This window comes from Amycolatopsis sp. NPDC003731 (assembly GCF_053586895.1).
The window spans coordinates 1-13418 of sequence record NZ_JBSFNC010000085.1 but is presented as its reverse complement, the minus strand read 5'-3'; the positions used below and the strand labels follow the sequence as shown (position 1 = coordinate 13418).

Annotated in this window: 9 protein-coding genes and 1 rRNA gene; 7 read left to right on the top strand and 3 right to left on the bottom strand. The window is 70.8% G+C overall.

What is annotated here, in order from left to right; translation table 11 throughout:
• The first annotated feature begins 76 nt into the window (after positions 1 to 76).
• Together ACWDN5_RS29450 and ACWDN5_RS29445 are read left to right on the top strand one after the other, a co-directional pair.
• Positions 77 to 1414 carry a S8 family peptidase gene (locus ACWDN5_RS29450; protein WP_449678564.1) on the top strand — a complete coding sequence of 446 codons (1338 nt, stop codon included), beginning with the start codon at positions 77 to 79 and terminating at the stop codon, positions 1412 to 1414.
• An 8-nt stretch (positions 1415 to 1422) separates the two neighbouring features.
• Positions 1423 to 2037: a VOC family protein gene (locus ACWDN5_RS29445; protein WP_449678563.1), complete on the top strand. Its 615-nt coding sequence runs from the start codon at positions 1423 to 1425 to the stop codon at positions 2035 to 2037.
• On the opposite strand, the gene ACWDN5_RS29440 is transcribed toward ACWDN5_RS29445, so the two are convergent.
• The gene (locus tag ACWDN5_RS29440; RefSeq protein ID WP_449678562.1) at positions 2034 to 3755 is read right to left on the bottom strand and encodes an NAD+ synthase; all 1722 of its coding nucleotides are present in this window, start codon (positions 3753 to 3755) and stop codon (positions 2034 to 2036) included. The two genes, ACWDN5_RS29445 and ACWDN5_RS29440, sit on opposite strands and share 4 nt — an antisense overlap.
• A gap of 102 nt (positions 3756 to 3857) precedes the next feature.
• Positions 3858 to 6197: an accessory Sec system translocase SecA2 gene (secA2, locus tag ACWDN5_RS29435; protein ID WP_310970626.1), complete on the bottom strand. Its 2340-nt coding sequence runs from the start codon at positions 6195 to 6197 to the stop codon at positions 3858 to 3860.
• Between the two features lie 155 nt (positions 6198 to 6352).
• On the opposite strand from secA2, the gene ACWDN5_RS29430 reads away from it, so the two are divergent.
• Positions 6353 to 7909 (top strand): alpha/beta hydrolase, encoded by a 1557-nt coding sequence (locus ACWDN5_RS29430; RefSeq protein WP_449678585.1) that lies wholly within the window; start codon positions 6353 to 6355, stop codon positions 7907 to 7909.
• Here the strand turns inward: ACWDN5_RS29430 and ACWDN5_RS29425 are convergent, their stop codons facing one another.
• A complete protein-coding gene (locus ACWDN5_RS29425; RefSeq protein ID WP_310970624.1) occupies positions 7910 to 8557 on the bottom strand; it encodes an LppX_LprAFG lipoprotein in 648 nt (215 codons plus the stop codon).
• A gap of 87 nt (positions 8558 to 8644) precedes the next feature.
• Here ACWDN5_RS29425 and ACWDN5_RS29420 point away from each other — a divergent pair, with 87 nt between their 5' ends.
• The 4 genes from ACWDN5_RS29420 to ACWDN5_RS29405 all read left to right on the top strand — a co-directional run.
• The gene (locus tag ACWDN5_RS29420; RefSeq protein ID WP_449678561.1) at positions 8645 to 9925 is read left to right on the top strand and encodes an MFS transporter; all 1281 of its coding nucleotides are present in this window, start codon (positions 8645 to 8647) and stop codon (positions 9923 to 9925) included.
• Between the two features lie 61 nt (positions 9926 to 9986).
• Positions 9987 to 11330 (top strand): type I glutamate--ammonia ligase, encoded by a 1344-nt coding sequence (gene glnA, locus ACWDN5_RS29415; protein ID WP_191315086.1) that lies wholly within the window; start codon positions 9987 to 9989, stop codon positions 11328 to 11330.
• Positions 11330 to 12892 (top strand): amidase, encoded by a 1563-nt coding sequence (locus tag ACWDN5_RS29410; protein ID WP_449678560.1) that lies wholly within the window; start codon positions 11330 to 11332, stop codon positions 12890 to 12892. Before glnA ends, ACWDN5_RS29410 begins: the two co-directional genes overlap by 1 nt.
• 433 nt (positions 12893 to 13325) lie before the next feature.
• Positions 13326 to 13418 (top strand): 16S ribosomal RNA (locus ACWDN5_RS29405); the annotation flags it as partial.

The following is a 13418-nucleotide window of genomic DNA, read 5'->3' as shown; positions in this document are numbered from 1 at the left end:
GCCTACGACCGAAGAGGGGTACCGCCCCGCCGCAAATGATCGCTAAGTTCGGTTTGGGCGAATTCGAGGAGGACGCGTGCGGCGAATCATCCTGGCGACAGCGCTGCTGCTCGGCCTGATCGCGACGCCGGCGGCCGCCGACCCGCTGGTGCTGCCGCACGTCGTCGTCGCGCACCACACCTGGTGGGCCGAGCTCGCCATCAAGAAGGCCGGCGGCACTGTCGTCGCGAGCTACCCGCAGATCGGCGTCGTCGTCGCGTACACCGCGAAGGACGACTTCGCCGCGAAGCTCCGGACAACCCCGGGCATCGACGCCGTCGGCGCGACGCGCACCGCGAAGGTCCCGAAGGAGTTCTTCGCGCCCCGCAAGGACCTCCGCTACACCGGGCCGAACTCGCCGAACTCCGGCCAGGTCCCGCCGGAGGGCACCGCCTGGGACGTCCCGGCGCTGCACCTGCCCGAAGCCCACCAGGTCACCGACGGCAGCCGGCGCACCGTCGTCGGCGTCCTCGACGTCGGCGTCGACGACACCCACCCGGAGCTCACGGAAGCGTTCGACCGAAGGAACTCCGTCTCCTGCCTCTCCGGTTGGCCCGACCGCGGCCCCGGCGCCTGGCGGCCCACCCTCGACGGCCACGGCACGCACGTCGCGGGCACGATCGCCGCGGTCCGCAACGGTTCCGGCGTCGTCGGCGTCGCTCCCGGCGTCCGCATCGCCGCCGTCAAGCTCGCCGAACTCGACGACACCGAGACGGCCGAGAGCATGGTCTGCGGCTTCGTCTGGGCCGCCGAGCACGGGTTCACCGTGGCCAGCAACAGCTACCGCTCGATCCCGTGGCGCTACAACTGCGACGACCAGCCGGACCAGGCCGCCGCGAAGCTCGCCGTCGGCCGCGCGGTGGCGTACGCGCAACGCCGGAACGTCCTCGTCGTCGCCTCCGCCGGCAACGCCGGGATCAACCTCGACACCCGCTCGGTGGACAAGGAGAGCCCGGCCGACAGCACCCCGGTGGAACGCCGGATCGACCCGACCTGCACCCGGCTGCCGCACGAGCTCCCCGGCGTCGTCGGCACCGGCGCGCTCGACGAAAAGCTCGTCAAAGCCACCTTCTCGAACTACTCCGCGACGCGGATCAGCGTCGCCGCGCCCGGCGCGCGCGTCTGGTCGACCTGGCCGAACGGCGAATACCGATCGGCCAGCGGAACGTCGATGGCCGCGCCGCACGCCAGCGGGGTCGCCGCCCTGATCGCGAGCCAGCACCCGCACTGGAGTGCCGAGCGCATCAAGCGCGCCCTCTACGCCACGGCCACGCCGCTGTCCTGCCCGGACACCGTCTGCGCGCCCACGAAACAAGGAACGACCTACTACGGCCACGGGGTGGTCGATGCGGCGAAGGCCGTCGGCGCGGGATGATGGCGCTCGTGCTCGATCACCTCGTCTACGCCGGCCCGGACCTCGCCGACGCCGTCGCCCGCGTCGCCGCCCTCACCGGGGTCACGCCCGCGCCCGGCGGCCGCCACGTCGGTCTCGGCACCGCCAACCACCTCGCCGACCTCGGCGCGGGCATGTACCTCGAGGTGATCGGCCCCGACCCGGACCAGCCGGACCCCGACGGGCCCCGGCCGTTCGGCATCGACGACCTGACCGAGCCCGCCCTGGTCGCCTGGGCCGTCCGCACGACGGACCTCGACGCGACGATCGCGCAGGCCCGCGCCCACGGCTTCGACCCGGGCGACCCGAGGGAGATGTCCCGCGAAACCGGCGACGGCGAAACCCTGCGCTGGCGCCTGACCCCGCCGAGCGTCCCGGGCACCCTGCACCCGTTCCTCATCGACTGGGGCAGCACCCCGCACCCGACCACGAGGGACTTGCCGTCCCTGCCGCTGCTGATGGTCACCGGCACCCACCCGGACCCGGATTCGGTGCTCGCGGTGACCGACGCGCTCGGCCTGGAACTGCTGGTCCGCCGCGCGGACGAGGCGAGCCTGACGGCGGCCCTCCGCACTCCGGAAGGCCGCCAGGTCGCGCTGAGCTAAGCCTTGCCCTCGCGCCACAGGTTGGTCATCGGCAGCCGCCGGTCGCGGCCGAACGCCTTGAACGTGATCTTCGTGCCCGGCGGGTACTGGCGCCGCTTGTACTCGGCCTTGTCGACCATCCGCACCACGCGGTCGATCGTCTCCGGGTCGAAGCCCGCCGAAACCAGGTCCGCGTACCCGCGGTCGCCCTCGACGTAGTCGTCGAGGATGTCGTCCAGCAGCTCGTAGTCCGGCAGCGAATCGGTGTCCACCTGGCCCGGCCGCAGCTCGGCCGACGGCGGCTTGGTGATGGAGTTCTCCGGGATCGGCGGGGTTTCGCCGTTCTTCACCGCTTCGGCGTTGCGCCACCGCGCCAGCTGCCACACGTGCGTCTTGAAGACGTCCTTGATCGGGGCGAACGCGCCCACCGCGTCGCCGTAGATCGTCGAATACCCGACGGCGAGCTCGGTCTTGTTGCCGGTGGCCAGCACCAGGTGACCGTCCAGGTTGGACAGTGCCATCAGGAGCATGCCCCGCGTCCGCGCCTGGATGTTCTCCTCGGCCAGCCCGGTCAGGGACAGCTGGTCGACGTACACGCGCACCATGTCCTCGACCGGCTCGACCCGGTAGTGCGCGCCGATCCGCCGAGCCAGGTCGGCGGCGTCGTCCTTCGAGTGCCCCGACGAGTACTTCGACGGCATCGAGACGCCGTAGACGTTGTGGCCGCCCAGCGCGTCCGCGGCCAGCGCCGCGCAGACCGCCGAGTCGATGCCGCCGGAGAACCCGAACGTCACCGACGAGAAGCCGTTCTTGTGCACGTAGTCCCGCAGCCCGACGACCAGCGCGTGCCACACCTCGGCTTCGTCCGACAGCGGCTCGCTGATCACCGGCTCGGCGGAAGCCGGGTACGCCGGCAGCGGATCCTCGCTGAGCACCCGGCGCCGGACGGCCAGGCCTTCGTACGAACCGTCGCCCGCGTACCCGGTCTTGGGCAGATCCATGTCCAGCACGAGCAGGTGCTCGACGAACTGCGGCGCGCGGGCCAGCAGCGTGCCGTCCGCGCCGACGACGAGCGAGTCGCCGTCGAAGACGAGGTCGTCCTGCCCGCCGATCTGGTTGGTGTAGACCAGCGGCGCCCCGGCTTCGGCGGCGCGGCGGGCGATCAGCGGCAGCCGCTGCTCGTCCTTCGACCGCTCGTACGGCGAAGCGTTCGGCGCCACGACGAGATCGACGCCGGCCCGGCCGAGCGCCGAGATCGGCCCGCCGTCCTGCCAGATGTCCTCGCAGATGACCATGCCGATGTCGAGCCCGTGGAACCGGACGACGTCGAGCGTGGTGCCCGCCTTGTACCAGCGGTGCTCGTCGAAGACGCCGTAGTTGGGCAGGTGGTGCTTGAACTGCCGGGCGACGACCTCGCCGCGGTAGAGCGCCGCGGCGGCGTCGCGCGGGCCGACGTCGTCGAGGTCGAGGTAGCCGAGGTAGGTCAGCACCTCGCCGCAGCCGGCCTCGTCGAGCCGGCGCGCCAGCGACTCGACGCCCTCCCGCGAGGCGGCCGCGAACGTCTTGCGGAGCGAAAGGTCCTCGATCGGGTAGCCGGTCAGGGACATCTCGGGGAAGACGACGACGTGCGCGCCGGCTTCGGCGGCCCGCCGCGTCCACTCGACGTGCAGCTCGGCGTTGCCGTCGAGGTCGCCGACGGTGGGGTTGACCTGGGCGAGCGCGATGCGCAGTTGCGGCATGCCGCCATTCTGGCTCACGGTCACCCGGAAGGCCGAGCGAATGTGGGCGAAATCGAAGGCCCCCGCCCGGCGAACCGGACGGGGGCCTCGACAGGCGAAGGACTACTTGCGCTTGATCATGCTCCGGACCTTCTTGATGGTCTGCTCGAAGTCCGAATCGAACGGGTTGTCGTGCACGAGGTACGTCCACGTCGTGTTCGCCCGCCGCACCCCGGCGTCGCCGAGGTCGATGCCCTCGTCGGTCAGCTCCGCCTCTTCGAGGGTCTTCGCCGCCCGCGCATCGGCCTCGCCGATGATCTTGTGGAACTCCGGGATCGCCGCGCGGTGGAACTCGTCCAGCGGTGTCTCGCGGGCCAGCGCGCGCAGGTGGATGCTCTCGCGGACGTCGGTCAGGTACGCGAGGTGGTCGGACCAGAGCTGGTCGATGTGGAACAGCAGCACCTCGCGGCACATCTGCTCCAGCTTCTCCTGATCGTCCAGCTTCTCCTTCAGCTCGCCGAACTTCTCCTCGTGCGCCTTCTCCAGCACCTCCGCCGCGTACGCGGTGCGAAGCACCTTGTCGCGGTGCACGAGCAGGTCACGCCGCTGCCGCTCGATCAGCCGCGTGTACCGCCAGGTATTGCGGTGGATCTCCAGGTCGACGCCCTCGGCGACGCGCTGGGCGTGGTTGAGCTGCCGCAGCGCCGCGCCGTCGGTGATCTCGCCGGTCTCTTCGTCGTCGACGATGCCCTCGGGCACGTCCGGCGCGTTCGACAGCACGAGGTCGTCGTTCAGGCTCGCGAAGAAGACCGCGCTGCCCGGGTCGCCCTGACGTCCGGACCGGCCGCGCAGCTGCCCGTCGAGGCGGCTCGACGGGTACCGCGCGGTGCCGATGACGTGCAGCCCGCCCAGCTCGACGACCTCTTCGCGGGTCGCGCCGTCGGTGCCGCCCAGCCGGATGTCGGTACCGCGGCCGGCCATCTGGGTGGACACGGTGACCGCGCCCTTCTTGCCGGCCTCGGCGATGATGGCGGCCTCTTCGGCGTCGTTGCGCGCGTTGAGCACGACGCACTCGAGGTCGACCTTCGCGAGCTTCTCGGCCAGCTCTTCGGACTCGGCGACGTCCTGGGTGCCGACGAGGATCGGCCGCCCGGTTTCGTGCACCGTGCGGATTTCCTCCTCGATCGCCCGCAGCTTCTGCGACGGCGACGCGAAGACGCGGTCCTCGAGGTCCTCGCGGATGTTCGGGGTGTTCGGCGGGATGACCGCGACCTCGAGCTCGTAGAACTCGCGCAGCTGTTCGGCGACGGCGACCGCGGTGCCGGTCATGCCGGCGACCTCGGGGTAGCGCGCCAGCAGCGCCTGGACGGTGATCGAGTCGAGGATCTCGCCGCGGTCGGTCGCGGTGACCTGCTCCTTCGCCTCGACGGCGGCCTGGAGGCCGTCCGGCCAGCGCTGCAGCTCGGCGACGCGGCCGCGGGCGGCGTTGATGAGCTGGACCTTGCCGTCGCGGACCAGGTAGTCGACGTCGCGGGTGAGCAGCGCGTGGGCGTGCAGGGCGACGTTGACCGCGGCCAGCCGGTCCGACGCCTGCTCGTTGAACAGGTCGTCGACCTCGAGGCCGAGCGACTTCGCGACGACGGACGAGCCGGCGTCGGTCAGCCAGGCGTTGCGGCCCTCGCTGTCGGTCTCGTAGTGCAGGTTGAGCCGCAGCCGCCGGACGATCTTGGCGACCTCTTCGTCGGCGTCGCTGCGGTCGATCGAGCCGGCCATCACCAGCGGGACGCGGGCCTCGTCGACCAGCACCGAGTCCGCCTCGTCGACGATCGCGACCTCGGGGTCGGGCTGGACCAGGTCGTCGACCTTCGTGACCAGGCGGTCGCGCAGCACGTCGAAGCCGATCTCGGCGACGGCGCCGTACGTGACGTCCTTGGCGTAGGCCTCGCGGCGCTCTTCGCGCGAGTGCGACGGCTCGACCCAGCCGACCGACACGCCCAGCAGGGCGTACACCGGGCCCATCCACTCCGCGTCGCGGCGGGCCAGGTAGTCGTTGACCGTGACGACGTGAACGCGCTTTCCGCGGATCGCGTACCCCGCCGCGGCCAGCGCACCCGCGAGGGTCTTGCCCTCACCGGTCTCCATCTGCACGACGTGCTTGGTGAGCAGGCCCATCGTGCCCAGCACCTGCACGTCGAACGCGCGCTCGCCCAAGGCCCGCCGGGCAGCTTCGCGGCCCAGCGCGCACACCTCGATCAGCTGGTCGTCGCCGAACGCGGTGTCCTTCAGCGTCTCGCGGAGCTTGCCCGCCCGCTCGGTCAGCTCCTCGTCGGAGAGCTTTTCGAGCTCGGGTTCGAGCTTCTCGACCGCGGGCAGCAGTGCTTCGTAGCGGGTCAGCTCGACGCTGCCCGGCCGCTGGATGATCCGGCGGAGCTTCTTGCCCATCCGGCTGATCAGTGCTGCCACCCCTGGTCTCCCGTTCTCTCTCGCTCGACCGGCCTCCACCACCCAACGCGACGGTGGTGCGTTCGAGTTCCGCGGCCGGATGGGACGATCCAACCGTGTTCCCTCATCCCAGCGCCAGGTCCCATCGTCGCCGGATCACCGCGATCGCGACGTCCGTGCTGCTCGCGGCCTCGCTGGCCGCGTGCACGTCTTCCGGCAAGACCGAGCCGCCCGCGCCGACGACCGAGTCGCACCCGCCGTCCGGGCCGGTGCCCGCCGGGCTGGAGCGGTTCTACGGCCAGAGCCTGAGCTGGGCCGACTGCGCACCTTACGCGACGTCGGAGGACTCGCGATCGGCGTTCCAGGCGAAAGACGTCCAGTGCGCGCGCCTGACCGTGCCGCTGGACTACGCGAAGCCGGCGGGGGACACGATCACGCTGGGCCTGCTCCGCCGCAAGGCCACCGGCGAGAAGATCGGGTCGCTCGTGGTCAACCCGGGCGGCCCGGGCGCGTCGGGCATGGTCGCGGCCGCCGGGTTGGGCAAGCCGGTGACCAGCACCGGGCTGGGCAAGCGCTTCGACCTGGTCGGGTTCGACCCGCGGGGGATCGGGGCCAGCCAGCCGGCCATCCACTGCCTGACCGATCAGGAGCGGGACGCCGACCGCGCCGACGACAGCGAGACCGACGGCTCGCCGGCCGGGGTGCTGAAGCAGGAATCGCAGGAAAAGGACTTCGCGGCCAAGTGCGCGCAGCGCACCGACGACGGCACCGCGATGCTCGCCAACGTCGGCACCCGCGACGTCGTGAAGGACCTGGACGTCCTCCGCTCGGTCCTCGGCGACGAAAAGCTCACCTATTTGGGCTACTCCTACGGCACCCGGATCGGGTCGGCCTACGCCGAGGCGTTCCCGAAGAACGTCCGCGCGATGGTCCTCGACGGCGCGGTCGACCCCGAGCAGGACGCGGTCGAGTCGCTCGTCGCGCAGGGTCAGGGCTTCGGGACGGCGTTCACGCAGTTCGCGAAGTGGTGCACGGCCCAGCAGGACTGCGCGCTCGGCGGGGACGCCGGCGGCGCGGTCACGGCGTTCCAGAACCTCGTCCGTCCGCTGATCGACTTCCCGGTGCCGGTCGGCGACGGCCGCAAGCTCTCCTACGAAGACGCCACCACCGGCGTCATCCAGGCGCTCTACCAGGAAAGCCTGTGGGACACCCTGAACACCGGCCTCAACGAGCTGAAGCAGCAGCGCGGCGCGACGCTCGAGAAGCTCGCCGACATCTACAACGAGCGCGACTCCGACGGCAAGTACGGCACCACGCAGGACGCCTTCACGGCGATCCGGTGCGTCGACGACCCGCGCGTCACGGACCCGGCCGTCATCCTCAAGGCGCAGGAGGAGTACGTGAAGGTGGCGCCGTTCCTCGACGACGGCCGCCCGGCTTCGGCGGCCCGCGACGCCTGTGCGTTCTGGCCGGTGCCGAACACGTCCGAGCCGCACGTGCCGAACGTCGAAGGCCTGGCGAAGACGCTGGTCATCTCGACGACCAACGACCCGGCGACGCCGTACCAGGCCGGCGTCAACCTCGCGAAGGGCCTGAAGGGCGCGTTGCTCACCTACGAGGGCACGCAGCACACGGTGTTCCTCCAGGGCGTGAAGTGCGTGGACCAGGCGGGGACGGACTACCTGGTCGACGGCACGGTGCCGCCGGACGGGAAGCGCTGCTCGGGCCAGTAGCTACTGCTGCTGGTTGGTCAGCGACAGCTCGATCATCACCGGGCTGAGGTGGTCGCCGGCCGGCGGGACCTGCACCCACAGCCGCACGAAGCGCCGGGGCCCGCCGTCGTCGGCGACCCAGATCTTGACGGTCAGGTCGGCGTGGACCTGGGCGAGCACGCTGTACGCGACGTTCGCCGGCACCTTGCCGCCGACCCGCAGCGCGGGCGCGCCATCCACGTTCTCGCGACCTTCGGTCTTCGCGTCGGTCACGCCGTCGAGCAGCCGCTTCAGCCCGCCGTGCGGACCGAGGAACCTGCTGACCGTGTACGCGTCGGGCAGGGGACCGGCCTCGGTGCCGGTGTCGACGTGCGTGCCATTGACGATGAAGCGGAACTCGGTGTGGCCGTCGCCGTCCTGGACGTCGGCGGTGCCGGTCGCGGACTCGCCGTCGTCGAGGGTCGCGTCGCCCTCGATCTGACGCAGCGGGAAGCCCGGCAGCACGCCGTTGACGCCGGCCGCGAAGTGCACGCCCCGCACGGCCGCGAACGACGTCGCGGCCTCGCGGACGAGGTCGGCACCCGCCGGGAACGGCCCCCGCGTGTCGGGTGACCCGGTGCAGCCGGCCGTCAGGAGAAGCGCGAGCAGCAGCAGCGCGAGGCGGGACATGGCGCGAGCCTACTGTTGGCCCGAATCTTGCGGATGATGTCCTTCCGGCCACTTCCGCCGTCACGCGCGCGCGGTGAGACTGCCTGGGTGACTGTTGAGACCCGTCCCGCCCCGAAGCTGCACCGCGCGTGGCTGATCGCCGGCGCCGCCTTCGTCGCGCTGCTCGCCTCCGCCGGCTTCCGCGCCGCTCCCGGAGTCCTGATCGACCCGCTGCACGAAGAGTTCGGCTGGTCGCGCACCACGATCAGTTCCGCCGTCTCGGTGAACCTCGTGCTCTTCGGCCTCTTCGCGCCCTTCGCGGCGGCGTTGATGGAGCGGTTCGGCATCCGGCGCGTCTCGGCGACGGCGTTGACCGTGATCGCGGCCGGCGCGGGCGGCACGGTGTTCATGACCGCGAGCTGGCAGCTCGTGCTGTGCTGGGGCGTGCTGGTCGGGCTGGGGACCGGCTCGATGGCGATGGGCTTCGCCGCGATGGTCGCGACCCGGTGGTTCGTGGAGCGCCGCGGCGTCGTCACCGGCGTCCTGACCGCGGCGGGCGCCACCGGCCAGCTGATCTTCCTGCCGCTCATCGCGAACCTCGCGGTCAGCTCCGGCTGGCGGACGGCGTCGCTGGTGATCGCCATCGCCGCGCTCGCCGTCGTCCCGGTGGTCCTGCTGGTGATGCGCGACCACCCGGCCGACATCGGCACCACGGCCTACGGCGCGCCCGCCGGCACCGAGATCGCGCGCCCGGCGCCGAAGACCGGCTCGGTCCGCCGCGCCCTCTCCGTGCTGGGCCAGGCCGCCCGGACCCGCACGTTCTGGCTGCTCGCCGTCGGCTTCGCGATCTGCGGCGCGACGACCAACGGGCTGGTCGGCACCCACTTCGTCCCGGCCGCGCACGACCACGGCATGCCGCAGACGACGGCGGCGAGCCTGCTGGCCCTGGTCGGCGTCTTCGACGTCGTCGGCACGATCTTCTCCGGCTGGCTCACCGACCGGATCGACCCGCGGATCCTGCTCGGCGTCTACTACGCCCTGCGCGGGCTCTCGCTGGCGCTGCTGCCGCAGCTGTTCACCGACAGCGTGCAGCCGAGCATGTGGGCGTTCATCCTGTTCTACGGCCTCGACTGGGTGGCCACGGTCCCGCCGACCGTCGCGCTCTGCATCCGCGCCTTCGGTGACGCCGGCCCGATCGTGTTCGGCTGGGTCTTCGCCTCCCACCAGCTCGGGGCCGCGTTCGCCGCGTCGGCCGCCGGCCTGGTCCGCGACCAGCTCGGGAACTACACCCTGGCCTGGTACTCCGCCGCCGTGCTCGCCGTGATCGCGTCGGTCGCTTCGCTGGCCATCACGCGGGCGAAGAAACCCGTTGCGGTGCTCGCGACGTGACTTCGGCGGCGTCGGCGCGTCGCGAAACATGCCGTTAACACGCTGTGGTTAGGGTGCGGCCATGGATCGCCAGCAGGAATTCGTGCTCCGCACGCTCGAGGAGCGCGACATCCGTTTCGTTCGTCTCTGGTTCACCGATGTGCTGGGGTTCCTCAAGTCCGTCGCCGTCGCGCCGGCCGAGCTCGAGGGCGCTTTCAACGACGGGATCGGCTTCGACGGCTCGGCCATCGAGGGCTTCGCGCGCGTCTACGAATCGGACATGGTCGCCAAGCCGGACCCGGCCACGTTCCAGGTGCTGCCCTGGGAAACCCCCGACGGCGGCCCGTACTCGGCCCGCATGTTCTGCGACATCGCGATGCCCGACGGCTCACCGTCCTGGGCGGACCCGCGGCACGTGCTGCGCCGCCAGCTGTCGAAGGCCGCCGAAGCGGGCTTCACCTGCTACGTGCACCCCGAGATCGAGTTCTTCCTCCTCTCGAACATGCCCGACGACGGCAGCGAGCCGGAGCCGGCGGACAACGGCGGCTACTTCGACCAGGCCAGCCACGCCACCGCGACGCACTTCCGCCGGCACGCCATCGAGACCCTCGAAGCGATGGGCATCTCGGTCGAGTTCAGCCACCACGAAGGGGCACCGGGCCAGCAGGAGATCGACCTCCGCTACGCCGATGCGCTGACGATGGCCGACAACGTGATGACGTTCCGCTACGTCGTCAAGGAGGTCGCGCTGACCCAGGGCGTGCGCGCGACGTTCATGCCGAAGCCGTTCACCGACCAGCCCGGCTCGGGGATGCACACGCACGTCAGCCTGTTCGAAGGCGACCGCAACGCGTTCTACGACGCCGAGGACCCGCACGAGCTGTCGGAGACCGGCAAGGCCTTCGTCGCCGGGGTGCTGCACCACGCCAAGGAGATCTCCGCGGTCACCAACCAGTGGGTGAACTCCTACAAACGCCTGATCAGCGGCAGTGAGGCGCCGACGACGGTGTCGTGGGGCCGCGCGAACCGCTCCGCGCTCGTCCGCGTCCCGATGTATTCACCCGGAAAGGCGTCATCCCGCCGGGTGGAGATCCGTACCCTGGACTCGGCGTGCAACCCGTACCTGGCGTACTCGGTCATCCTGGCCGCCGGGCTCAAGGGGATCGAGAAGGGTTACGAGCTGCCGCCACCCGCCGAGGACAACATCTGGCAGCTGAGCGACGCCGAGCGGCGCGCCGCCGGGTACGCCCAGCTACCCCAGAACCTGGGAGAGGCGCTGGCCGAGATGGAGAAGTCCGAGCTCCTGCCGGAAGCGCTCGGCGAGCACGTCTACGACTTCTTCCTCCGCAACAAGCGCGTGGAGTGGGACAACTACCGCAGCGCGGTCACCCCGTACGAACTCCGAACGCTCCTCCCGGTGCTCTGATGGGGCGGCGGCCGGTGTTCCTCGCGATCCTGGCCGCCGCACTCGTGCTCGTCCCCGCCGCGCCCGTCGCCGCCGCGCCGGTTTCGCCGCGGTTCGACCTCGACTCCGCCGACATCCCGGCCCTGCAGGCCCGGATGGCGTCGGGCCGGCTCACCGCCGTGGGCCTGACCAGCACTTACCTCGATCGGATTCACCGGATCGACGGTAAGGTCAACGCGGTCCTGGCCCTCAACCCGTCGGCTCTCGGCCAGGCCGCGGCCAGCGACGCGCGACGTCGCGCGCACCACCTGCGTGGCCCGCTCGACGGCATCCCGGTGCTGGTCAAGGACAACGTCGACACCCGGGACCAGTGGACGACGGCCGGCTCGCGCGCGTTGCGCAGCCGCCCGGCGGCGGACGCCACCCTCATCACTCGTTTGCGTGCCGCCGGAGCGGTGATCCTCGGCAAGGCGAACCTGTCGGAATGGGCGAACTTCCGCGCCGCGAAGCCGACGTCGGGCTGGTCGGGCGTGGGTGGGCAGACGAACAACCCGTACGTGCTGGACCGCAACCCGTGCGGGTCGTCGGCGGGCTCGGCGGCCGGCGTCGCGGCCACGTTGGCCCAGGTCGCGATCGGCTCGGAGACGGACGGCTCGATCGTGTGCCCCGCCGGCATGACGGCGACGGTCGGGCACAAACCGAGTCTCGGCCTGGTCAGCCGCACGGGCGTGGTCCCGATTTCGGCCGAGCAGGACACGGCGGGCCCGATCGCCCGCAACGTCGTCGACGCGGCCCTGACGCTTTCGGTCCTGCAGGGCCGCGACCCCGCGGACCCGGCGACCCTGACGTACCCCCGCACCCAGCCGACGGACTACGCGAAGTTCCTCCGGCCGGGTGTCCTGCGCGGCGCCCGCATCGGTCTGTGGCGCCTCCCGGTCCTCGGCCCGGCCACCGACGCGATCATGACATCGGCGAAGAACTCCCTGGTCAAGGCGGGGGCGACGGTCGTCGAAGTGACGTTGCCCTACCAGTCGCGGTTGACCGAACTGGAGTTCCCGGCGCTGCTCACGGAGTTCCACCGGGACATCGACGCGTACCTGGCGACCCGCCCGTCCGGGCCGCGGAACCTGGCCGAGCTGATCGCCTACAACCGGGCGGACCCGCTGGAGCGGACGTGTTTCGCGGGGCAGGAGCTGTTCGAACAGGCCCTGGCGGCACCCGGTCCGTCGGACCCGGGCTACCTCGCCGTGCGCGCCGAGCTCACGGACCTTTCGCGTCGATCCTTGGACGAGACCCTGGACGCGTACCACCTGGACGCGATCGCCTCGCCGACCAACCCGCCGGCGTGGAAGACGAATTGCGCGGTGGGCGACAACGACGTGATCCCGTCCTCGACGCCGGCCGCGGTCGCGGGCTACCCGGACGTGACGGTCCCGGCCGGGTTCGCGGGACAGCTCCCGGTCGGGATCTCGTTCATGGGAGCGCGGTGGTCCGACGCCCGGATGCTGGCGTTGGCGGCGGACTTCTCGCGGGCCGCGCCGGCCCGGGTGCCGCCGCGGTATCTGCCGACGGTGCCGTCGTAGCCGTCCGTAAGCAGTCTGACCTGCGGCGATGCCGTTAAGTGACCCCCCTGTTCGGGGGGCGTTCCGGGCCATGTAATCTTCTCTTCGTCGCCAGGAACACCGGGTCACACCGGGGCCGAAAGCCCCGGAGACCAGGCCGGGACGAGCGGGTTGACACCGCGGATCGGACCGGGTAATGTTCAGCGTCGGCCCACGAGCGGCCGCCGACCCCCTACGACTAAACCCGTAGGCTGAGGCATGCTCGACCAAAAGCTTGTGAATATCGCTTGGAACAACTGCCGAGGATAGAGCCGCTGATAAGGCGGTGAGTCCGGAGTGTGTTGCTTGAGAACTCAACAGTGTGCTAGTGAACTAAGCCAGTAGAGCTTATATTTGAAACCCCCTCGTCGGGGTTTCCTTTGAGAGCATTATATTGCCTCGATTAAACTATTCATTGTTGGAGAGTTTGATCCTGGCTCAGGACGAACGCTGGCGGCGTGCTTAACACATGCAAGTCGAACGCTGAAGCACCTTCGGGTGTGGATGA